Source organism: Sphingobium sp. RC1, assembly GCF_059738765.1.
Genome location: NZ_AP027306.1, coordinates 1,530,583 through 1,548,967, shown reverse-complemented (window position 1 = coordinate 1,548,967; position 18,385 = coordinate 1,530,583). Strand labels below are relative to the sequence as shown.

Genomic DNA, 18,385 nt, shown 5'->3' with positions numbered 1-18,385 from the left:
GCCTTCCCTAGCGGCTGTTAAGGCGCGCGCAAAGCCTGCTTTTCAAGGCTGATTCGGAGCGAGTGCGGCGACATGGCCCGCGAGTTCGAAAGCGACGGCTGCGGGGTCGAGCGAGAGGATGATGGCGCCGCTGGCGAGTTGGCGCGCGGCTTCCCAGTGGTCCAGCGCTGTGCCGAGCGCCGGGCCGCTGCGGTGGCGGGCGGCGTCGGCGATGAAGGCGGGGACGCGCTCGAGGAAGGCTTCATAGCGCGGGCGCGCTGCTTTTCCCGAGAGCTGCTTTGCGAGGATGAGGCGGTGGCGGTTGCCGGGGTCGCCATCCGCTGCGATCGCGTAGAGCATGCGGTCCAGGTCGGTTACGTCTAGGCCCGCGTAGCGCAGGGCCTTCCCCGGGGCGCCCTCTCCCAGGGCGGCGAGCGCCTCTATGTCTGCGGGTGGCAGGTCGGGCTGCTCTCGGCGCAGGATGGCGCGCATGGCTTCGTCATCGAGCGGGTCGAAGCGGAGGGTGCGGCAGCGCGAGCGGATGGTGGGCAAGAGGCGGCCGGGCGCGTGGCTGACGAGGAAGAAGAGCATGTCCGTTGGTGGCTCTTCCAGCGTCTTGAGGAGCGCGTTGGCGGCGCCCCGCTCGAGGTCGTCGGCGCTGTCGATGACGACGATACGGCGTGGCGACAGGGACGGCGCGGACTGGACGAGGCGCTGGAGGCCGCGCACCTGATCGACGGAGATGTTGCGGGCGGTGCCGGTTTCCTTTTCCAGGCAGTAGAGTTCGGCGTAGTCGGGATGGGCCTCGGCTTCGATCAGCTTGCGGATGGGGTGATCGGTTGGGACTGACAGGCCTTCGCCGTCGGGCGCGGGGCCAGCGGCTTCGGCGAGGAGACGAAGGGCGAGCGCACGGGCAAAGCTAGCCTTGCCGATGCCGCGCGGGCCAGCGAATATCCAGCCATGATGCATGCGGCCACTGCGGGCGGCGGCTAGCAGCATGTCGGCCTGGATGTCATGGCCTAGAATGGTGGTCATGGCAGCAGATCGTCGAGCGCTGCGAGGAGGCGCGAGGTTACGGCTTCGGGGTGGCCCGATGCGTCTATGGTACGGATGCGGGCGGGGTCTTGCTCGGCGAAGTGGGCGAAGGCGGATGCGACATTGGCGTGGAAGGCTGCATCGCGGCCGCCGATGCGGTCGGCGGCGTCTCCGTCGCGAACCCGAGCGCGCTGCTGTGCCTCGTCTTCGGGGAGCGTCAGGAAGAAGGTGCGGTCGGGGAGGAAGTCGACGCTGCCGATGCGGTGGAGGGTCATTATGTCGGCGTCGGTTAGGTCACCCATCCCCTGATAGGCGCGACTGCTGTCGAGAAAGCGGTCGGACAGGACCCAGGCGCCGCGATCGAGGGCGGGGCGGATGGTCTTTTCGATATGATCGGCACGGGCGGCGGCGAAGAGGAGCGCTTCGGCGCGCGGACTCCAGCGGTCGGCGGTGCCGGTGAGCAGCAGTGCGCGGATAGCTTCCGCGCCTTCGCTGCCGCCGGGTTCGCGGGTTTCGACGACTTCCAAGCCCTTCGCGCGCAAGGCGGCGGCGAGGGCGCGGAGTTGCGTCGATTTACCCGCGCCCTCCCCGCCCTCCAGAGTGATGAACCGGCCGCGTGTCACCCGAAGAAGGACTTCAGGCCGTTCCAAAGGCGACCGAAGATGCCTGCTTCGGATACTTCTTCACCTGCCACCAGTGGCAGGACCTGCGGCGGGGTGTCGGGGGTGGAGACGATCAGCTCGGCGATCTTCTGCCCCTTGGCGATGGGCGCCTTGATCGGGCCGGTATAGGCGACCTTGACCGAGATGTTGCCCGACGCGGTGCGGGGCAAAGTTACGGCCATGTCCTGCGGCGCGACGAGCGGCACGCTGGTGGCGCTACCCAGCTGAACTTCAGCGGTTTCGACGGTCTGGCCCTTTTTGAAAAGCGGCTGCGCTTTCCACGCCTTGAAACCCCAGTCCATGAAGCGGACGGATTCCGAAACGCGGCCATTGTAGGTCGGCAGGCCAGCAACGACCATGACGATGCGGCGGCCATCCTGTTCTGCCGAGCCGGTAAAGCCGAAGCCCGCTTCCTCCGTATGGCCGGTCTTGAGGCCGTCGGCACCGGCGATCTTGCCGAGAATCGGGTTACGGTTTGCTTGCGCGATGTCGGAGCCGCCCATGGTCTTGCCCCAGGTGAAGGAGCGGGTGGCGTAGAAGCGCTTGTAAAGGTCAGGCGTTTCCTCGATCGTCGCTTCGGCGAGACGTGCGAGGTCCTGCGCGGTCACATAGGTGACGCCTTCATCCGGCCAGCCATTGCTGGTGCCGAAATGGCTGTTCTTGAGGCCGAGGCGCTTGGCTTCGTCATTCATCTGCGCGACGAAAGCCTGCTCCGTTCCGGCGATCCCTTCGGCCAAAACCACGCAGGCGTCATTGCCGGACAGGGTGACGATGCCGTGGAGGAGATTTTCGACCGACACCTGCTCGCCCGCCGACAGGAACATGGTCGACCCGGCCGCCGGGCCGTGCCACTGCTTCCAGGTTTCGGGGCGGACGGTGAATTTCGTGTCGAGCTTCAGATCGCCCTTCTGGATCAGGCGGAAGGCGACGTGAGCCGTCATCATCTTCGCCATCGAAGCAGGGGGGATGCGCGTTTCGCCGCTCTTGTCATACAGTACGGCGCCCGACGACAGGTCCTTCATGTAAGCGATGGGCGCCTCACTTGTGTAAGGTGGCGCGGCAGCCGTGAGAGGCTGCGCCAGCAATCCGACGAAGAGGATGGCGGCTAGTGACTTGTTCATGAGGACTGCCTTCGCACTGATGGATTCGGGTGATGAGAATGCCCTGCCCCTGTCATTAGCCATGACAGACACATTCTCAAGAGGGCTGGCGCAACAGCCGACGCGGCAGCGCCCTTATTGCCGGACTGCGTCGGCGAGCAGCCCGACGGACAGGGCGTAGAAATTCGAGCAATTATAGTCGAGGATCGCCCGGTAATTGCTGGTGAGCAGATAGGCGGTCTTGCCCGGACCATCGGGTTCGAGCAGCGTTGCCAGCACCGTGTCCGCTGGCCAGCTGCCGCCCGCCGGGACGATACCCCGGCTGCGCCATTCGGCCATCGTCAGCCAGCGGCTGTGCCGATTGAATACGCGCAGGCAGCGGGCGGGCGCGGTTCGGGCGGCAACGCTAGCCCGGTTGAACCCGTCGGGCACCGAAACGGCTACGCCCCAGGGCTGGCCGCGCCGCCAACCGGCGTTGACGAAATAGTTGGCGATGGAGGCCAGCGCGTCGGCTTCGCTGTTCCAGATATCGACGCGGCCATCGCCGTCGCCATCCTTGCCCAGACGCAGATAGACGCTGGGAAGAAACTGCGGATAGCCCGTCGCTCCGGCCCAACTGCCGACCAGTCGGCTGCGGGGCACGCCATTGTCCAGCATCTTGAGCGTCGCCAGCAATTCCGGTTCGAACAGGGTGCGGCGGCGGCCTTCATAGGACAGCGTCGCAAGCGAACGGATGAGGTCGAAGTCGCCGGTATAGGAACCGTAATTGGTTTCATGGCCGTAGATCGCGACCATGATTTCCTCAGGCACGCCGGTTTCCGCCTCTATCCGGGCAAGCCGGGCACGGTTTGCCTGATAGGCGGTGCGGCCACGGCTGATGCGCGCGGCATCGACATGCTGACGCCTGTAGGGTTCGAAATTGGGAATGGGTGAATAGGCCCCTCCCCCCGGCTGGTTCTGATCCAGTTGGACAACCCGTGAGTTCGGCGTGAGCGTTGGGAAGACGGAATCCAGCGTGGAAGAGCGTATGCCCATCGCCTGCGCCTTTGGCCGAAGCGTTTCCAGATAGCTGCGGAAACCGGCGTCCTGAGCCATGTCCTGCGTCATGCCAGCCCCCGCCATCAAGCTGCCCGCCGTGACGACGGCAAGACGCAGTAGAAGCGAGTGAATGGTTGAACGCATTAGAGAATCTCCCTCAGCCCTTTGTGGCACAGCGACGGCAGGCGGCGAAATCCCCCTTGTCGCTTCCGTTCTCACAAGAACGCCCCGAAAGCGGATTTTGGTCATTTTACGCTTGGCATGACGCAAAGCTTCGCTAGGAAGCGAGCGGACGGACAGGTGGCCGAGTGGTTTAAGGCAGCGGTCTTGAAAACCGCCGTGGGTTTACGCTCACCGTGGGTTCGAATCCCACCCTGTCCGCCAATAAAGGGATGCATGATGGACTTGCATATTGGTAGGGTTGTCTTGCCACTCGGCAGAGTTACTAATGGAGGGGCGATCCAACCACTAGGAACTTGTTTTGCTGTCGGCTCCCGTCAATTTGCTACTGCCGCTCATGTAACAGGCCCGAATGATGAAGGGCTCTTGGCGATATTCGGTCGCGCTGACTCTTTGGCAGATTATCAGGATACAACGGATCAGCAGGTAAGTGGCACGTCGTTGAAGATTGTTAGCTACAGCCCGGTGCATGACATCGTCATTCTGGAATTTATTGATTCAACGAATCAGGTGTCATTCGGATATGGACTGGGTAGTTCAGACATGATCTCGCCCGGCGCTCCGGTACAGAGTCTTGGCTACCCTCATGCCGATCACGGTCGGCTAGTTCTTACTCAGCAGTCCAGTATGGTGGGCGCTCGCATTCTGCTCGGAGATGACAATTTAAAGATCAAGCACGTCGTGCTGAATACTCAAACTCGTCCAGGTCAGTCCGGTGGTCCAGTATTCACGGCAGACGGTCGGAATGTTTGCGCGATGATCGTTGGAGGCTATGCACCGGGCGGCCCAAGCGGCATATCTCTTGGCGGTATCGACCCGCAGACATTGCATCAAACAACCCACGCTGTTTCTGCAGAATATATCGCAGGGCTACTGTAATGCTGTCTATCGACCTCACGACGCACGGGTGGTTCGAAGGACTGCCGAAGCCCCAAGCCGACGCTATTAGGCAATTGATCAGCTCCGGAAAATCTGAAGAAGAAATCGGCGAACTTTGGCTTTCGAGAACCGGATCAAATAACACCGTTGGCTTCGGTGTGGGCGGCCCCATTCAGAGCTTTTACGTGAACGTTAAGAAAGAGTTCACCGCATTCGTTTGTGGGGATGAGAAATACGCAGAAGAGCGTGCTCAGGCCGCTCAAATCTGGAATAATCAAGGCAAGGTGGGATTAGTTAGCATGGTGGCGGCCGTTGTGGCTAGCACCGTGGGTCTTGCTGCTGCTGCGGTAGTGCCCGTAATCGCATTATTGTTCTCGCTTGTTGCAAAAATTGGTCTGAATGCGTTTTGTGCAGCGTGTACGCTGTAACGACCTCGCCGGTTCATTCTCCCACTCCTGCCAGCGCTCTTCATAAGCCCGTCAAATTTTGCATATCGCACACATACGAATGGCATAAACATCATCGGAGAAGAATGGGCGCAGCACGTGAAGGCGAAACGCAGCAGCCGCGCACTTTCTCAGCTATCGGTTACAGTGAACATACTGGTCGCGACTGCCCCTTTTAGGCGCTCCTGGCCTCGTCCGATTCATTAAACTCTCCGACGCGCAAGAGAATGATCGCCCTCGCAGCAACCGGCACGAATACCTCGCCCCCCTTCTCGTGCAGAGCGAATATCTGCGCCCGCATTCGCGGTTCCCAGAATTTGGCGATGTGATCGGCGACTGCCTGTGCCGCTTTTTCTTCGCCCATGGTCATGAAGTTTCTGGCGATCTGGTTGGCCATATAGACCAGCCGGTCCTGATTGGACATCATCGAGTGGCCTTCAGTCATGCCGTCATTCCGCTGCGTGGATCATGTCGATGCGCCGACTATGCCGGGCTTGCGCGTCATAGCTTTTCTGCCAGTCGCTGGGACCGTTTGACGCGGACACCTGCACCGCCGTCACCTTATATTCCGGGCAATTGGTGGCCCAGTCCGAATAGTCGGTGGTAATCACGTTCGCCTGCGTTTCGGGGTGGTGGAAGGTCGTGTAGACAACGCCCGGCGCGACGCGTTCGGTCACCAGCGCGCGCAGGGTCGTCTCCCCTGCCCTGCTGCGGAGCGTTACCCAATCACCGTCCTTAAGGCCCCTGTTTTCCGCGTCGCTGGGATGGATTTCCAGTCGGTCTTCGGGATGCCAGGCAGCATTGGCGGTGCGCCGGGTCTGCGCGCCGACATTATATTGGCTAAGGATGCGCCCGGTGGTCAGCAGTAGCGGGAAGCGCGGGCCGGTCTTTTCATCGGTCGGCACATAGTCGGTGACGACAAACTTGCCCCTGCCGCGCACGAAACCGTCGATATGCATGGTCGGCGTGCCGTGGGGAGCCCGGTCGTTCGCGGGCCATTGCAGCGATCCTTCCGCGTCCAGGCGGTCGTAATGCACGCCCGCGAAGGTCGGGGTGAGCGCGGCGATTTCGTCCATGATCTCCGACGGGTGGCTGTAGGTCCAGCCCAGCCCCATGGCGTTCGCGACCAGTTGCACGATCTCCCAATCTTCATAGCCGTTGAGTGGCGTCATCACCTTGCGCACGCGCTGAATGCGCCGTTCGGCGTTGGTGAAGGTCCCGTCCTTTTCCAGAAAGGTGGAGCCGGGCAGGAATATATGCGCGTAATTGGCGGTCTCGTTGAGGAAGAGGTCCTGCACCACGACGCACTCCATCGCCGCCAGCCCGGCCGCGACATGATGCGTATTGGGGTCGGATTGGAGAATGTCCTCGCCCTGGATGAAAATGCCCTTGAAGCTGCCGTCGGTCGCCGCATCCAGCATGTTGGGGATGCGAAGGCCCGGTTCCGGGTCCAGCGCCACGCCCCAGCTTTGTTCGAACAGCGCGCGCGTGGCGTCGTCGGAAACGTGGCGATAACCGGAAAATTCGTGCGGGAAGCTGCCCATGTCACAGGCGCCCTGCACATTATTCTGCCCGCGCAGTGGGTTCACGCCCACGCCCTCGCGCCCGACATTGCCGGTCGCCATGGCGAGATTGGCGATTGCCATGACGGTCGAACTGCCCTGGCTATGTTCCGTGACGCCGAGGCCGTAATAGATCGCGCCGTTGCCGCCGGTAGCGTAAAGGCGAGCGGCGGCGCGTACATCCTCCGCCTTTACCCCGGTCAGCGGCTCGATCGCTTCGGGAGAGCGGGCTGGCTGTGACACGAACTCGGCCCATTCGGCAAATTCGTCCCAATCGCAGCGCGCGCGAATGAAGGGTTCATCGTACAGCTTCTCGGTCACGACGACATGAGCGAGAGCCGTCAGCATGGCGACGTTGGTGCCCGGGCGCAGCGGCAGATGATGTTCCGCCTCGACATGGGGCGACTTCACCATGTCGATGCGACGCGGGTCGATGACGATCAGCTTGGCGCCCTGCCGCAACCGCTTCTTCATGCGCGAGGCAAATACCGGATGGCCATCGGTCGGGTTGGCGCCGATGACGAGGATTACGTCGGATTGCATCACGCTGTCGAAATCCTGCGTCCCGGCAGAAGTGCCGAAGGTCGTGCTGAGCCCATAGCCGGTCGGCGAGTGGCAGACGCGGGCGCAGGTATCGACATTATTGTTGCCGAAACCCTGGCGGACGAGCTTTTGGACGAGGAATGTTTCCTCATTGGTGCAGCGGCTTGACGTGATTCCGCCGATGGAGCGCGTACCATATTTGGCCTGGATGCGACGGAACTCCGCTGCCGTATGGGCTATTGCTTCGTCCCACGACACCTCGCGCCAAGGCTGGTCCACGGACGCGCGGATCATGGGGTTGAGTATCCGGTCCTGATGCTGGGCATAGCCCCAGGCGAACCGGCCCTTGACGCAGCTATGGCCGCGATTGGCCTTGCCCTCTTTCCACGGCACCATGCGCACCAACTCCTCGCCCCGCATTTCCGCGCGGAAGGTGCAGCCGACGCCGCAATAGGCGCAGGTGGTGACGATGGCGCGGTCGGGCGTGCCGACCTCGACCACTTTCTTTTCGATCAGCGAGGCGGTAGGACAAGCCTGCACACAGGCGCCGCAAGACACACATTCGGAACCAAGGAAATCCTCGCCCTGCGACGGCGAGACTTTTGATCCAAAGCCCTTATCCTCGATAGTCAGCGCGAAGGTGCCCTGCACCTCTTCACAGGCGCGCACGCAGCGGGAGCAGACTATGCATTTGCTGGGATCGAAGTCGAAATAAGGGTTCGACTGGTCCTTGGCCTGCCCCATATTGGTTGCGCCGTCATAGCCATAGCGGACCTCGCGCAGCCCCACCGCACCGGCTTGATCCTGCAATTCGCAGTCGCCATTGGCGGCGCAGGTCAGGCAGTCGAGCGGATGGTCGGAGATGTAAAGCTCCATCACCCCCCGGCGGAGCTGCTTCAGCCGGTCGCTTTGGGTGCGAACCACCATGCCCTCGGCGATGGGCGTGGTGCAGGACGCGGGATAGCCGCTGCGCCCTTCCACCTCGACCAGGCATAGGCGGCAGGAGCCGAAACTCTCCAGATTGTCGGTCGCGCACAGTTTGGGAATGGAGCAGCCGGTTAGCGAAGCGGCGCGCATGATGCTCGTGCCCTCAGCCATGGTGACGCTTTGGCCGTCAATGGTGAGCGTGATGGGCTTGCCGGTGGTGAGGGCTGGCGGGGTGCCATGATCGGCTTCGCGGGTGAAGGTCATTCCGCAGCTTCCTTTGCAGACGCTGGCGCGCCAAAGTCTTCAGGGAAATGGTCGAGCGCGCTCAGCACCGGATAGGGCGTGAACCCACCCAGCGCGCAGAGCGAGCCATATTTCATCGCGTCGGCCAGGTCGCGCAGCAGTTGCAGATCCTCATCCACGCCGCGTTGCATGGCGCCGGGCGCTCGTGAATAGAGCGCCTTGTCCAGTCCTGGCGAAATTGATGGGTTCGGGGGGGGCGGCCCCTCCGCCCTGCGGGTCAATAGCCGATCCATGATCTCCACCCCCCGCGTCGACCCGATCCGGCAGGGCGTGCATTTGCCGCAACTTTCGACCGAACAGAACTCCATGGCAAAGCGCGCCATATGCGCCATATCGACGTTGTCATCGAAGACGGTGATGCCCGCATGGCCGATCAGCCCGCCAGCTTGCGCGAATGCTTCATAATCGAACGGCAGATGGAACATGGATGGCGGGAAGTAGGCGCCGAGGGGGCCACCCACCTGGACCGCGCGAACGGGGCGACCGCTCGCCGTGCCGCCGCCGATCTGGTTCACCAGCTCTCCCAGTGTTATGCCAAAGCCGATCTCATAAAGGCCGCCATGCTTAACATTGCCCGCGAGCTGCACCGGCATCGTTCCGCGCGAACGGCCAAAGCCAACCGCCGCATAGGCATCCGGCCCTTCCGCCAGGATGAAGGGCACCGCAGCCAGCGACAGCACATTGTTGATGACGGTCGGCTGACCAAACAGCCCCTGCAAGGCCGGGAGCGGCGGCTTTGCCCGCACCTGCCCGCGTTTACCCTCGATACTGTCGAGCAGCGCCGTTTCCTCGCCGCAGACATAGGCGCCCGCGCCCTCGCGCACCTCCAGTGCGAAGGGCGCGATGAGATGCGCGCTGGCATCGATCGCCGCGCGCATGGTGGCGATGCTGTAGGGATATTCGCTGCGGATATAGATATAGCCATGGACCGCGCCGACGGCATGGGCGGCGATCGCCATACCTTCGATCAGACAGAAGGGATCACCCTCCATAAGCATCCGATCGGCGAAGGTGCCGCTGTCGCCTTCATCGGCATTGCAGACGATGAACTTGGGCGCGCCCGGCGCATCCAGTACCGTCTGCCATTTGATCCCGGTCGGGAAACCGGCGCCGCCGCGTCCGCGTAGCCCCGACGCCTTGACCGCATCGACCACTTGCTGGGGAGGCATGGCGCGAGCCTTTTCCAGCCCTTTCCAGCCATCATGGGCCGCATAATCGGTAAGGCTGAGCGGATCGATGATGCCGCACCGCGCGAAGGTAAAGCGCTGCTGACCAGCGAAGAAGGGCAACTCGTCCACCTTGCCCAGCATGGCAGGATGCGTGCCGTCCAGCACCGCCGCGACATCCTGCAGCCCGACCGGCCCGTAGCCGATGCGGCCTGCAGCCGTCTCCACTTCGACCAACGGCTCGATGGAAAACAAGCCGCGCGATCCCGTGCGCACCACTTCGCACCCTGCCTGCGCGAAGCCGCGCGCGACTTCATCGGCACCGAGCGCGACGGAGGCCATATCTCGGCTGATGAAGACCCGGCTCATGCCGCCATCTCCGCCGCGATCCGCTCCAGGGCTTTGGCATCGATCGCTGCAACCGGTCGACCGTCCACCAGCGCGTTCGGGCCGATCGCACAAAGGCCCAGGCAATAGACAGGCTCCAGACTTAGCTGTCCGTCAGCCCGGGTTTCGCCCATGGTAACGCCCAGAATTTGCGCCGCCTGACGTTCTACCGCCGCGCCGCCGCGTGATTGGCAGCTTTCCGCGCGGCAAAGCTTCACAATGTGGCGGCCGGGCGGAACACGGCGAAAATCATGGTAGAAGGTGATGACGCCATGCACGTCCGCGCGGGTGAGGTTCAACGCCTGCGCAATGAGCGGCACCTGCGCATCATCGATATAGCCCGCCTCTTTCTGCACGGCATGCAGAAGGGGCAGCAACTGGTCGCGCGTGGCGCCATGACGCGCGGTCCAGCTTTCGATAAATGCTTCCATCCTACCCTGCCTGCACCCTTCGATCAGACGCCATCGTGCAGGGCCACCCGGCTCGGGTCAAATTGAAGCCCTTAATGGATGATAGGGATATTCTATGAAGCGGCGCGATATCCGTTGGGCAAGCGCAGGTCACGCGCGACGCTGAGGACAGCTTGAGCCAGCGGCCCCATCGGTGCGCGATCAGACACTATGACGCCCACCCGACTGCCTTCCGCCGTGGCGGGCAGCGGATAGGTACGCGCCCAAGTCAGCCCTTCCAGCAAGGTGGCGTGATTTTCCGGAATGATGGAACAGAGCCGCCCCTGCTGCACAAGGCCAAGCAGTGCGACATAGCTGTCAGCCGTGACCACCGGGCGCAGGGCAAGCCCGCGTTCGGCCAGACGCGCGTCCAGGATACGCCTGTTCTGCATACCCTGATGCAACAGGCACAGCGGCAGATCCGCAAGATCGGCCCAATCGAGCGGATCGGGTATCGAAGCGCAGCCCACCGCACCGATGAGGATCGCCCGCTCCGTATAAAGGGGCACTGACAGGGCGTGAGCCGGTGGCTCGAAATCGAGATAGGTGATGCCGGCGTCCAGTTCGAACGCAGCGAGCCCCCGCTCGATCTGCCGCGAAGTGAGCGCGCGGACGGAGATGTTAAGGCCCCCGTGGCGCTCCAGCATTGCTTCGGTGAGATGGCCAATCACCGGCATGGCGGCGGGGATTGCGCCCAGCCTTAGCTCGCCCTTCAGCGGACCACGGGCCGTTTCCGCCGCATGACCAAGGGCTTCGGCAGCGGCGATCAATTGCCGTGCCCATGGCAGGATGGCCTCGCCCTCAGCCGTCAACCCCACATATTTGCGATCGCGCCGGATCAGCCGCTTTCCCAGCTGCGCTTCCAGTGACGCGATGCCCACGGACAGGGTGGGTTGCGAGACATTGCAATAGGACGCGGCGCGCGCGAAATGACCTTCGCGCTCCAACGCCAGGAAATATTCGACAAGGCGCGTCTGCATGCTGTCATCTACACTGGATCAGGCGAAAGTTCATAGAGTGAAACTATGGCCGCCGTTTGAAGGGGAAGCGGGACGAGAATTCAGCTGCGTGATCGACGCTGTCGATCGCTTTTGCAGATGATCGTAGCTGCGGCTCGCCTTAACCCGCGTTAAGGAGTATTGTGAACCAGCATGCTATCACTTCCACCTCACCATCTGGAGGTTGCAATGTCTGGGCAAACGGATGCACCTTATTTGTTCCGGCGCGCACGGGAAGAAGCTGCCAAGGTCAACGATGCCTTGGCACGGCACGCTCCCGCCGAAGAGGTCGCGGCGCATCGGGAATTGGCGTTGCGGTACAAGGTGCGGGCGCTGGCCGCTTCCTGTCCCGATCAGGTCCTGCATGACGCCATGGAAAATTTTGACGTGCCAAGCGACCCCGTAGGCGGAAAGCCTGCGCATCAATAACCTAGGGGGATTGCAGCAGATAAAAATGAAAGCGCCCCCGAGCAAGGGATGCCGGGGGCGCGACTTGTATGCTGTCGGGCATCCAAATCGCGGCGCGTTTAACAGACATTGTTGACGACTGCAATCCAGTGATAACTTTCCAGCCGCCATGCCGTAGCGTCAATGCGGACGTCGTCCTTTGCAGCAAAGGAATATGCAGGTGGGACAAAAAGGCTAATTGAATTAGGCTCCCCTATCATCACATGGACTTGTGGAAGCAAAGGCCCGGAATCAGCACAGGGGAAAGCAGGACATGGTTCAACCGTCGGATAAGTTGCCGCGGCGTTCGCTGATCGAAACGGGCGCTCTGGGCCGTTGCCCCCGGTGCGGCGAAGGGCATATTTTCAAAGGGTTTCTTACCGTCCGCGATCGGTGTGAGATTTGCGGACTGGATTATTCCTTTGCGGATCCGGCGGATGGCCCAGCGGTGTTCGTGCAGTTGTTCGCCTGCGTTCCTGGCGTCATCTTTATCGTGATGATGGAGATATTGGCGCGGCCGCCTCTATGGGTGCACATCGCCGTCGGTATCCCGGTGCTCATATTGACGACAGTGTTGCCGTTACGCCCGATCAAGGGCTGGCTGGTCGCCGCCCAATATGTGACGAAGGCGCAGGAAGCGGGGACGGCGGACTTATGGGCCAAGCTGCACGGGGATGGGCCGGACAAGCGGGATTGAGGGATGGGGGCGATATGGATCGCCCTCCAGAATGGCCTCTACGCGCCAGCCTCGTTTCAGATATGAACCCCGCCGCGCCAGTTTTCTGACATGACGGGGATTCAATAAGCCCTCAGAACTGCCGCTAGAGCGCGCTGCGTTTAATCGAACGCAGGTCGCGCGCTCTAGTTTTTTTGTTATCGCATCGTTTTAAGCGCAAAACCGGTTCCCACTTTTGCGCACGATGCTCTAGCCGTTTGCGCTCAAGCGAGCGCGCCGTGGCAGTGCTTGTATTTTTGACCGGAGCCGCACGGGCATGGCGCGTTGCGGCTGATATCCCGATTGGTGAACTCACCGGGCTGAGCGTTGCCGACCGGAGGGCGCGGCAGCGTGGTCGTGATGCTGCCCAACTGACCCGCGTCGATGTCACCGCTATTATCTTCGCCCGAGAAGGGGTCGATGTGCGTGGTGATGAAGTCGGGAAGCACGGGCAGGTCGAACTCGGGCAGCGGCTCTTCCATCCTGAACTGCACGCGCGCGATCGAGCCGGTCACATCCTCGCGGATGTTGCTCAGCATGCGTTCGAACAGGGCGAAGGCTTCCTGCTTATATTCGTTGATCGGCGTTTTTTGCGCATAGGCGCGCAGGTGAACGACCTGACGGAGCGCGTCGAGGGTCGACAGATGCTCTTTCCAGTGATGGTCGAGGCTTTGGAGCAGGATCGACTTTTCGATCATGTGCCAGTTTTCCGGATCGATCCCGCCAACCTTTTCTGCGACCGATTCGTCGGCCAGCGCCTTGACGCGTTCCTCGATCATTTCAGGATCGACATGATCCTCGGCCAGCCATGCGTCGAAATCAGGCTCCAGCCCAAGGATTTCGGCAGTGCGGGCCTTCAGCCGGTCGATGTCCCACTGTTCGGGGTAGGTGCCCGGCGGGCAGGAGGCGCCGACCAGGTCGTTGACGGTCTCATGCCGCATGTCGGTGACCACGTCATCAACCGTATCGGCGTCCATGATGTCGGCGCGCTGTTCATAAATGACCTTGCGCTGGTCGTTCATGACGTCGTCATATTCGACGACCTGCTTGCGGATGTCGTAGTTGCGCGCCTCGACCTTCCTCTGCGCGGTCTCGATCGCCTTGCTGAGCCACTTGGACGGAGGCAGCGCCTCGCCATCCTCAAGGTTCGAGCGGATCATCTTGGCGAACATCGTGTCCGGGCCGAAGATGCGCATCAGATCATCGTCGAGGCTGAGGTAGAAGCGCGAGAGGCCAGGGTCGCCCTGACGCCCTGAACGGCCGCGCAGCTGGTTGTCGATGCGGCGGCTTTCGTGGCGTTCGGTCGCAAGGACGAAGAGGCCACCGGCCGCAAGCACTTCGGCCTTTTCAGCCTCGATTTCGGCATCGATGCGGGCGATCGCGGCTTCGCGTTCCGGGCCTTCCGGCATGTCGCGCAGCTCGTCCTCGACACGCATTTCGAGGTTACCGCCCAATTTGATGTCGGTGCCGCGCCCGGCCATGTTGGTCGCGATCGTGACGGCGCCCTTACGGCCGGCCTGGGCGACGATATGGGCTTCGCTTTCGTGGAAGCGGGCGTTGAGGACGGCGTGCTTGACGCCTTCCTGATTGAGGAATTCGGACAGCATTTCCGACTTTTCGATCGACACCGTGCCGACGAGGACGGGCTGGCCCTGCTCCGCATGGACCTTGATGGTCTTTGCGATACCGCGGAACTTGTCTTCCAAATTCTTGTAGAAGCTGTCTTCTTCGTCGACACGCTGCACCGGCCGATTGGTCGGGATGGTGACGACGTTCATCTTGTATATTTCATAGAATTCGGTCGCTTCGGTTGCGGCCGTGCCGGTCATGCCACCGAGCTTGGGATACATGCGGAAAAAATTCTGGAAAGTGATGGAGGCGAGCGTCTGGTTTTCCGGCTCGATCTGAACGCCTTCCTTGGCTTCCACCGCCTGGTGCAAGCCGTCCGACCAGCGACGGCCATCCATCATACGGCCGGTGAATTCATCGATGATGATGACCTTGCCATCTTTCACGATGTAATCGATGTCCCGGCGGAACATCACGACCGCGCGCAGGGCCTGGTTGACGTGGTGAACGACGGCGGTGTTCTCGAAATCGTAGAGGTTCGCGCCCTCCAGCAGGCCAGCATCTTCCAGCAGACGCTCGATCTTTTCCGTGCCGTCCTCCGTCAGGGTGACGGTGCGCTGCTTCTCGTCCTTCTCATAATCGGCTTCGTCCAGCTTCTTCACGATAGCATCGACCGAGACATAGAGTTCCGACTTGTCGTCGGTCGGACCGGAGATAATCAGCGGCGTGCGGGCTTCGTCGATCAGGATCGAGTCCACCTCATCGACGATCGCGAAATTGAAGGGCCGTTGCACCATCGACGCGCGGTCATATTTCATATTGTCGCGCAGATAGTCGAAGCCGAGTTCGTTGTTCGTCGCGTAGGTGATGTCGGCGTTATAGGCTTCGCGACGCTGATCTTCGCTAAGGTTCGGGACGATCACGCCCGTGGTGAGGCCGAGGAAACGATAGACCTGGCCCATCCAGTCGCAGTCGCGGCTGGCGAGATAGTCGTTGACGGTGACGACGTGGACGCCCTTCCCCTCCAGCGCATTTAGGTAGGTGGCGAGCGTCGCGACCAGCGTCTTGCCCTCACCCGTGCGCATTTCGGCGATCTCGCCGCGATGGAGGACGATGCCGCCGACCATCTGGACATCATAATGACGCTGGTGAAGCGTGCGCTTGGCAGCTTCGCGGACTGTTGCGAAGGCTTCGGGTAGCAGGTCGTCGAGGGTTTCGCCCTGCGCCAGGCGTTCGCGGAAGCGTGCGGTCTGGGCCGTCAGTTCCTCATCGCTCATCGCCGAAATGGCGGGTTCGAAAGATGCGATGCGTTCGACGATCTTGCCCAGCGACTTTACGTAACGTTCGTTGGACGATCCGAAGATGGACTTGGCGAGTGCGCCGAACATGCAAGTTCCTGACAAAAGGGGAGCGCGCACCCTTTTAAGGCAACGCACACGGATATGCGCGGCGATTTAGGGTTTGGCTGTGGGATAGTCAATTGATGAGCGGCCTGACCGCTTCGATCGAGGCAATGATTGACGGATGGATGATATGCGCTAATCCGCGCTCATGACACAGCGTTCTCCCCTCGCCCCCGCAGCCTTTCCCGAACTTCCCGCCATTTCGGGCGTCACGGCGCGCATTGCCAGAGCGCAATACAAGAATTGGGATCGGTGCGATCTGACCTATGTCGAGCTGGCCGAGGGGACGGCGGTTGCTGGCGTCACGACGCAGAGCAAGTGCCCCTCCCCCGAGGTCGAATGGTGCCGGGACGCCATTCCGCTCGGGTCGGCGCGGGCGCTGGTGGTGAATGCGGGCAATGCCAATGCCTTTACCGGGCATCGCGGGCGGGCGGCTGTCGAAGCGATCGCGGCTAAGGTGGCCAATCATCTGGGGTGCCTGCCTTCGGACGTGTTCATGTCTTCGACTGGGGTGATCGGTGTTCCCTTGCCCGTGGACAAGGCCGAGGCGGGGCTGGAGGCGGCTTTCTCCGCCGTGCCTTGCGAGTGGGAAGAGGCGGCGAATACGATCGGGACGACCGACACCTATGCCAAGGGTGCGCGCACGAGCGCCATGATTGGCGGGACGCGCGTCGAATTGGTGGGGATCATCAAGGGATCGGGCATGATCGCGCCGGATATGGCGACGATGCTCGGCTATATCTTTACCGACGCGGCGGTCGAGCCGAAGCTGTTGCAGCAGATGCTGTCGGCGACGAACCGGCGGACATTCTCCTGCATCACGGTCGATAGTGATACGTCGACCAGTGATACGGTGCTGGCTTTTGCGACGGGCAAGGCGGGCAACGCCCCGTTGACGTCGATGGATGATGCGGGAGCGGATGCCTTTCAGGCGGCGCTGAGCGACCTTTGCCTGCAACTGGCGCATCTGGTGGTGCGCGATGGCGAGGGCGCGTCGAAGTTCATCGAGATCAGCGTCGAAGGCGCGGAGAGCGACGTGAGCGCGCACCGGATTGCGTTGTCCATCGCCAATTCGCCGCTCGTAAAGACGGCGATCGCGGGCGAGGACGCCAATTGGGGCCGCGTCGTCATGGCCGTGGGCAAAGCGGGTGAGCCGGCGGATCGGGACAAGCTGTCGATCAGGTTCGGCGCGACGCAGGTCGCCGCGGGTGGGCTTGCCGTAGATGGATATGACGAAGCGCCGGTTGCCGCGCACCTTAAGGGGCAGGATATTGAGATCGGCGTGGACGTTGGCCTTGGCGAGGGCTGTGCGACGGTCTGGACCTGCGATCTGACGCAGGGATATATCTCGATCAACGCGGATTACCGTAGCTGATGCCGATGGAGCTGCATAACGATGTCGTCGCGTTGATGCGCGAGGTAGCGCGGGACATCGTGATGCCGCGCTACCAGAATCTGCGGATCGAGGAAATCAGCGAGAAGGCTGCGGACGACCTGGTCACCATAGCCGACAAGGAAAGCGAGATCAGGCTGGCCGAAGGGCTGAGCCGCATACTGCCGGAAGCTGGAGTTATCGGCGAAGAGGCCTGCGCGGCGGACCCGGCAATATTGGAGCGAGCAGGCGACGGGCTTAACTGGATCATCGATCCGATCGACGGGACAGGCAATTTCGCGGCTGGGCGGCCGCCTTTCGGTATCATGATCGCATTAGCCGACGCGGGGACGACGCTCGCCGGATGGATATTGGACCCGCTGTCCGGGCGTTTGTGTCACGCTACATTGGGCGCTGGCAGTTATATCGATGGCGAGCAGGTCCGGGCGCGGGAAAGCGGCGATCCGCTGCCGATTGCGGCGCTGGCGGTTTATTTCATGACGCCGGACGAGCGCGCCGATATTCAGCGGCGGGCGGAAGGCCGCTTTGCGCTTGTGGACATTCCGCGCTGTGCGGCGGAGCAATATCCCCGGCTGGTGCTGGGGCAGAATGATGTTTCGGTCTTTGCGCGGACATTGCCGTGGGACCATGCCGCTGGGACGCTTTTTCTGAACGAGGCTGGCGGGTGTTGTCAGCGGTTGGATGGGTCGCCTTATGTGGTGGGCGATTTGCGGCGGGGGTTGTTGGGGGCTTCGTCGCCGCGGTTGTGGGAGGCGGCTGTGGAGGCGTTGTTCCGTTGAGATGTGTTGGTGGAGAGGTTGCGCTTTCCCCTCTCCCCAACCTCGATGAGAGTCACGTGCCTCTCATCGACCCCTAAAGGGGAGAGAGAGTCATGGGCGGATTAGAGGACGCTTTCGATCCAGCTCTTGAGCGCGCTCTTGGGCGCTGCGCCGACCTTCGTGGCTGCAGCTTCGCCATTTTTGAACAGGATCATCGTCGGAATGCCGCGCACGCCATATTTGCCGGGCGCGTCGGGATTTTCGTCGATGTTGATCTTGGCGATGATGACTTTGTCAGCCAGTTCCTCGGAGATTTCTTCCAAGGCCGGGCCGATCATCTTGCAGGGGCCGCACCATTCCGCCCAGAAATCGACAAGCACTGGCTTGTCTGCGTCGATCACATCCGCCTGGAAGCTGGTGTCGGTGACTGCCTTGGTAGCCATATT

17 protein-coding genes and 1 tRNA gene are annotated in these 18,385 nt (G+C 61.9%); 7 read left to right on the top strand and 11 right to left on the bottom strand.

Annotated elements, in window-relative coordinates:
* Positions 1-42: 42 nt before the first annotated feature.
* The 4 genes from AC6JBC_RS07585 to AC6JBC_RS07570 all read right to left on the bottom strand — a co-directional run bounded on the left by AC6JBC_RS07585 (position 43) and on the right by AC6JBC_RS07570 (position 3,958).
* A complete protein-coding gene (locus AC6JBC_RS07585) occupies positions 43-1,014 on the bottom strand; it encodes a DNA polymerase III delta subunit-related protein (protein ID WP_498023691.1) in 972 nt (323 codons plus the stop codon).
* On the bottom strand, positions 1,011-1,637 hold the full coding sequence (tmk, locus tag AC6JBC_RS07580) for a dTMP kinase (protein WP_498023690.1): 627 nt from the start codon (positions 1,635-1,637) through the stop codon (positions 1,011-1,013). The genes AC6JBC_RS07585 and tmk overlap by 4 nt, the downstream gene beginning before the upstream one ends.
* Positions 1,634-2,797 carry a D-alanyl-D-alanine carboxypeptidase family protein gene (locus AC6JBC_RS07575; RefSeq protein ID WP_498023689.1) on the bottom strand — a complete coding sequence of 388 codons (1,164 nt, stop codon included), beginning with the start codon at positions 2,795-2,797 and terminating at the stop codon, positions 1,634-1,636. The genes tmk and AC6JBC_RS07575 overlap by 4 nt, the downstream gene beginning before the upstream one ends.
* 114 nt (positions 2,798-2,911) lie before the next feature.
* Positions 2,912-3,958 carry a lytic murein transglycosylase gene (locus tag AC6JBC_RS07570; protein ID WP_498023688.1) on the bottom strand — a complete coding sequence of 349 codons (1,047 nt, stop codon included), beginning with the start codon at positions 3,956-3,958 and terminating at the stop codon, positions 2,912-2,914.
* Positions 3,959-4,108: 150 nt separating this feature from the next.
* Between AC6JBC_RS07570 and AC6JBC_RS07565 the strand changes: the two genes are divergently transcribed.
* From AC6JBC_RS07565 to AC6JBC_RS07555, 3 genes are all read left to right on the top strand, one after another.
* Positions 4,109-4,198: transfer RNA gene (locus tag AC6JBC_RS07565), tRNA-Ser, on the top strand.
* A 12-nt stretch (positions 4,199-4,210) separates the two neighbouring features.
* Complete coding sequence (locus tag AC6JBC_RS07560; RefSeq protein WP_498023687.1) at positions 4,211-4,873, top strand: trypsin-like serine peptidase; 663 nt, start codon at positions 4,211-4,213, stop codon at positions 4,871-4,873.
* Positions 4,873-5,301: a hypothetical protein gene (locus AC6JBC_RS07555; protein ID WP_498023686.1), complete on the top strand. Its 429-nt coding sequence runs from the start codon at positions 4,873-4,875 to the stop codon at positions 5,299-5,301. The genes AC6JBC_RS07560 and AC6JBC_RS07555 overlap by 1 nt, the downstream gene beginning before the upstream one ends.
* 193 nt (positions 5,302-5,494) lie before the next feature.
* Here the strand turns inward: AC6JBC_RS07555 and AC6JBC_RS07550 are convergent, their stop codons facing one another.
* The 5 genes from AC6JBC_RS07550 to AC6JBC_RS07530 all read right to left on the bottom strand — a co-directional run bounded on the left by AC6JBC_RS07550 (position 5,495) and on the right by AC6JBC_RS07530 (position 11,636).
* Positions 5,495-5,764, bottom strand: a complete 270-nt coding sequence (locus AC6JBC_RS07550; RefSeq protein WP_498023685.1) for a formate dehydrogenase subunit delta — start codon at positions 5,762-5,764, stop codon at positions 5,495-5,497.
* A gap of 4 nt (positions 5,765-5,768) precedes the next feature.
* Complete coding sequence (gene fdhF, locus AC6JBC_RS07545; protein ID WP_498023684.1) at positions 5,769-8,615, bottom strand: formate dehydrogenase subunit alpha; 2,847 nt, start codon at positions 8,613-8,615, stop codon at positions 5,769-5,771.
* Complete coding sequence (locus tag AC6JBC_RS07540; protein WP_498023683.1) at positions 8,612-10,189, bottom strand: NADH-ubiquinone oxidoreductase-F iron-sulfur binding region domain-containing protein; 1,578 nt, start codon at positions 10,187-10,189, stop codon at positions 8,612-8,614. The genes fdhF and AC6JBC_RS07540 overlap by 4 nt, the downstream gene beginning before the upstream one ends.
* Positions 10,186-10,638, bottom strand: coding sequence for an NAD(P)H-dependent oxidoreductase subunit E (locus AC6JBC_RS07535; RefSeq protein WP_498023682.1), 453 nt, complete (start codon positions 10,636-10,638; stop codon positions 10,186-10,188). Before AC6JBC_RS07535 ends, AC6JBC_RS07540 begins: the two co-directional genes overlap by 4 nt.
* A gap of 92 nt (positions 10,639-10,730) precedes the next feature.
* Positions 10,731-11,636: a LysR family transcriptional regulator gene (locus tag AC6JBC_RS07530; RefSeq protein ID WP_498023681.1), complete on the bottom strand. Its 906-nt coding sequence runs from the start codon at positions 11,634-11,636 to the stop codon at positions 10,731-10,733.
* 207 nt (positions 11,637-11,843) lie between these two features.
* Between AC6JBC_RS07530 and AC6JBC_RS07525 the strand changes: the two genes are divergently transcribed.
* Both AC6JBC_RS07525 and AC6JBC_RS07520 read left to right on the top strand, forming a co-directional pair.
* Positions 11,844-12,083 (top strand): hypothetical protein, encoded by a 240-nt coding sequence (locus AC6JBC_RS07525; protein ID WP_464794818.1) that lies wholly within the window; start codon positions 11,844-11,846, stop codon positions 12,081-12,083.
* A 292-nt stretch (positions 12,084-12,375) separates the two neighbouring features.
* A complete protein-coding gene (locus tag AC6JBC_RS07520) occupies positions 12,376-12,798 on the top strand; it encodes a DUF983 domain-containing protein (protein WP_498023680.1) in 423 nt (140 codons plus the stop codon).
* 242 nt (positions 12,799-13,040) lie between these two features.
* On the opposite strand, the gene secA is transcribed toward AC6JBC_RS07520, so the two are convergent.
* On the bottom strand, positions 13,041-15,773 hold the full coding sequence (gene secA / locus AC6JBC_RS07515; RefSeq protein WP_498023679.1) for a preprotein translocase subunit SecA: 2,733 nt from the start codon (positions 15,771-15,773) through the stop codon (positions 13,041-13,043).
* A 163-nt stretch (positions 15,774-15,936) separates the two neighbouring features.
* Here secA and argJ point away from each other — a divergent pair, with 163 nt between their 5' ends.
* Both argJ and AC6JBC_RS07505 read left to right on the top strand, forming a co-directional pair.
* Complete coding sequence (argJ, locus tag AC6JBC_RS07510) at positions 15,937-17,163, top strand: bifunctional glutamate N-acetyltransferase/amino-acid acetyltransferase ArgJ (RefSeq protein WP_498023678.1); 1,227 nt, start codon at positions 15,937-15,939, stop codon at positions 17,161-17,163.
* Positions 17,163-17,960 (top strand): inositol monophosphatase family protein, encoded by a 798-nt coding sequence (locus tag AC6JBC_RS07505; protein ID WP_498023677.1) that lies wholly within the window; start codon positions 17,163-17,165, stop codon positions 17,958-17,960. The genes argJ and AC6JBC_RS07505 overlap by 1 nt, the downstream gene beginning before the upstream one ends.
* A 101-nt stretch (positions 17,961-18,061) precedes the next feature.
* Here the strand turns inward: AC6JBC_RS07505 and trxA are convergent, their stop codons facing one another.
* Positions 18,062-18,382, bottom strand: a complete 321-nt coding sequence (trxA, locus tag AC6JBC_RS07500; RefSeq protein WP_498023676.1) for a thioredoxin TrxA — start codon at positions 18,380-18,382, stop codon at positions 18,062-18,064.
* Positions 18,383-18,385 lie beyond the last annotated feature (3 nt).

Excerpts from the sequence above, each read along its gene's own strand:
- AC6JBC_RS07505 (WP_498023677.1), top strand. The coding sequence starts at position 17,163 with ATGCCGATGGAGCTGCATAACGATGTCGTCGCGTTGATGCGCGAGGTA.
- AC6JBC_RS07550 (WP_498023685.1), bottom strand. The coding sequence starts at position 5,764 with ATGACTGAAGGCCACTCGATGATGTCCAATCAGGACCGGCTGGTCTAT.
- AC6JBC_RS07530 (WP_498023681.1), bottom strand. The coding sequence starts at position 11,636 with ATGCAGACGCGCCTTGTCGAATATTTCCTGGCGTTGGAGCGCGAAGGT.
- AC6JBC_RS07540 (WP_498023683.1), bottom strand. The coding sequence starts at position 10,189 with ATGAGCCGGGTCTTCATCAGCCGAGATATGGCCTCCGTCGCGCTCGGT.
- AC6JBC_RS07555 (WP_498023686.1), top strand. The coding sequence starts at position 4,873 with ATGCTGTCTATCGACCTCACGACGCACGGGTGGTTCGAAGGACTGCCG.
- trxA (WP_498023676.1), bottom strand. The coding sequence starts at position 18,382 with ATGGCTACCAAGGCAGTCACCGACACCAGCTTCCAGGCGGATGTGATC.
- fdhF (WP_498023684.1), bottom strand. The coding sequence starts at position 8,615 with ATGACCTTCACCCGCGAAGCCGATCATGGCACCCCGCCAGCCCTCACC.
- AC6JBC_RS07525 (WP_464794818.1), top strand. The coding sequence starts at position 11,844 with ATGTCTGGGCAAACGGATGCACCTTATTTGTTCCGGCGCGCACGGGAA.
- AC6JBC_RS07520 (WP_498023680.1), top strand. The coding sequence starts at position 12,376 with ATGGTTCAACCGTCGGATAAGTTGCCGCGGCGTTCGCTGATCGAAACG.
- AC6JBC_RS07575 (WP_498023689.1), bottom strand. The coding sequence starts at position 2,797 with ATGAACAAGTCACTAGCCGCCATCCTCTTCGTCGGATTGCTGGCGCAG.
- AC6JBC_RS07535 (WP_498023682.1), bottom strand. The coding sequence starts at position 10,638 with ATGGAAGCATTTATCGAAAGCTGGACCGCGCGTCATGGCGCCACGCGC.
- argJ (WP_498023678.1), top strand. The coding sequence starts at position 15,937 with ATGACACAGCGTTCTCCCCTCGCCCCCGCAGCCTTTCCCGAACTTCCC.
- AC6JBC_RS07570 (WP_498023688.1), bottom strand. The coding sequence starts at position 3,958 with ATGCGTTCAACCATTCACTCGCTTCTACTGCGTCTTGCCGTCGTCACG.
- AC6JBC_RS07560 (WP_498023687.1), top strand. The coding sequence starts at position 4,211 with ATGATGGACTTGCATATTGGTAGGGTTGTCTTGCCACTCGGCAGAGTT.
- AC6JBC_RS07585 (WP_498023691.1), bottom strand. The coding sequence starts at position 1,014 with ATGACCACCATTCTAGGCCATGACATCCAGGCCGACATGCTGCTAGCC.
- secA (WP_498023679.1), bottom strand. The coding sequence starts at position 15,773 with ATGTTCGGCGCACTCGCCAAGTCCATCTTCGGATCGTCCAACGAACGT.